The organism is Actinoplanes sp. NPDC048791, assembly GCF_040650095.1.
Taxonomy (GTDB): domain Bacteria; phylum Actinomycetota; class Actinomycetes; order Mycobacteriales; family Micromonosporaceae; genus Actinoplanes.
Genome location: NZ_JBEZGQ010001412.1, coordinates 1 through 1,731, shown reverse-complemented (window position 1 = coordinate 1,731; position 1,731 = coordinate 1). Strand labels below are relative to the sequence as shown.

At 68.6% G+C, this 1,731-nt stretch carries 3 protein-coding genes; all 3 read right to left on the bottom strand.

From position 1 onward, the window contains the following. Positions 1 to 129 precede the first annotated feature (129 nt). Complete coding sequence (locus AB0C29_RS46915; RefSeq protein WP_212993913.1) at positions 130 to 951, bottom strand: DivIVA domain-containing protein; 822 nt, start codon at positions 949 to 951, stop codon at positions 130 to 132. A gap of 57 nt (positions 952 to 1,008) precedes the next feature. After that, on the bottom strand, positions 1,009 to 1,314 hold the full coding sequence (locus AB0C29_RS46910; RefSeq protein ID WP_203762600.1) for a YggT family protein: 306 nt from the start codon (positions 1,312 to 1,314) through the stop codon (positions 1,009 to 1,011). 23 nt (positions 1,315 to 1,337) lie between these two features. Then, positions 1,338 to 1,731: cell division protein SepF (sepF, locus tag AB0C29_RS46905; protein WP_360834663.1), on the bottom strand; the 394-nt coding region annotated here is incomplete at its 5' end.

Sequence of the window (1,731 nt, the reverse complement as noted above, 5' to 3'; positions counted from 1 at the left end):
GATCAACAGGGAGCTCGACCCGCCCACGAGGCCGAGCACGAGCAGCGTGACGGCGACGAGGATGAGCAGCAGACTAACAACGATCATGGCTCATCCCCGCCGCTGTGCGACCGTTCCGCAAGCCGAGGCTCAGCGGCCGGTCTCGATGGAGTTGGCGCGGCTGCCGCCGTACGAGCCGGCGAGGCCCGCGGCCGCGAGGCCACCGGAGCCGCCGACCGAACGGTTGGCGTCGGCGCGGGTCATCTCGGCTTCGAGGCCCTGGCCACGACCGTCGAGGTCGCGCAGCTGGCTCTCGAGGTACGCCTTCAGCCGCGTGCGGTACTCCCGCTCGAACTGCTTGAGCTCCTCGATGTGCTTCTGCAGCGCCGACCGCTTGGCGTCCAGGCCGCCCATGGCCTCCTGGTGCCGCTGGCGCGCGTCGCGCTCCAGGGCGTCCGCCTTGGCGCGGGCCTCGCGGGTGACCTCCTCCGCCTTGGAACGGGCGTCGGAGAGAAGCTTGTCGGCCTCGCGGCGGGCGTCGGACACGTGGTCGTCGGCCGTACGCTGGGCCATCATCAGCACGCGCAGCGCCTGCTGCTCGCCGTCGGCGCCCGTGGGGGCTCCGGCACCGGCGCCGACCGGACCCTGGGCCCGGACCTGCTCCAGCTCGGCCTGCATCTGCCGGGCAGCCTGCTCAGCGGCAGACTTGTCGCGCTGCACCCGGTCGAGCTGGGCCTTCATCTCGTTGAGCTCCGCCGCCATCCGCGGGTCGGCGCTCGGGCCGGCTGGTGCGCCACCCCGACCGCCGCGCTCCACCTGGGCGCGCAGCTCGTTGTTCTCCTCGATCAGACGGGCGAGTTCGCGCTCGACCTCGTCCAGGAAGGCGTCGACCTCCTCCTCGTCGTACCCCCGCTTGCCGATAGGGGGTTTCTTGAAGGCGACGTTGTGCACGTCCGCCGGGGTCAGCGGCATCGAAACTCCTCGGGTCAGTTGCGGCCGCGTGGGGCGCAGTCGATCAGGCGGACGCTGTCACGCGAACGCGATGATCAGACGCGCTAACACGAAGTTCAAAAGCACGAACAGGATAACCAGCAGGACCAGGGACGCCAGGTCCAAACTCACGGTACCAATTCGAAGCGGTGGGATCACACGCCTCAACGCCTTGAGGGGTGGATCAGTGACGCTCCACACCGATTCCAATGCCGCCGACGCCCCTCGGCCCGGCTGCCACCGACGCCCGTACTGCAGCACCGCACCCAGGACGAACCGGGCGAGCAGGGTCAGGAAGAACACATAGAGCAGCAGATAGATGATCTGAAACACGATCGACAGCACGTCAGGCGGGTCCCTCGTTAGGGTCAACTCTGGTTGAAGAAACCGCCCTCAGCGATCTTGGCCTTGTCCTCTGCCGTGACCTGGACGTTGGCCGGTGAGAGCAGGAAAACCCGGTTGGTCACGCGCTCGATCGTACCGCGCAGACCGAAAGCCAGCCCGGCGGCGAAGTCAACAAGCCGGCGGGCGTCCCCTTCATCCATCTCGGTGAGATTGATGATGACCGGTACGCCGTCGCGGAAGTGCTCGCCGATGGTGCGCGCCTCGCGGTACGTGGTCGGGTGCAGCGTGGTGATCTGGTAGCGCTGGTCCTCCTCGACGACCCGCTGATGCACCTGGGTCTGCGGGGCGAGCGCGAGGTTGTCGCGGGTGGAGTAGCCCGTCGGCTCGGCGACCGGCGCCGGCGGCCGGGTGATCGAG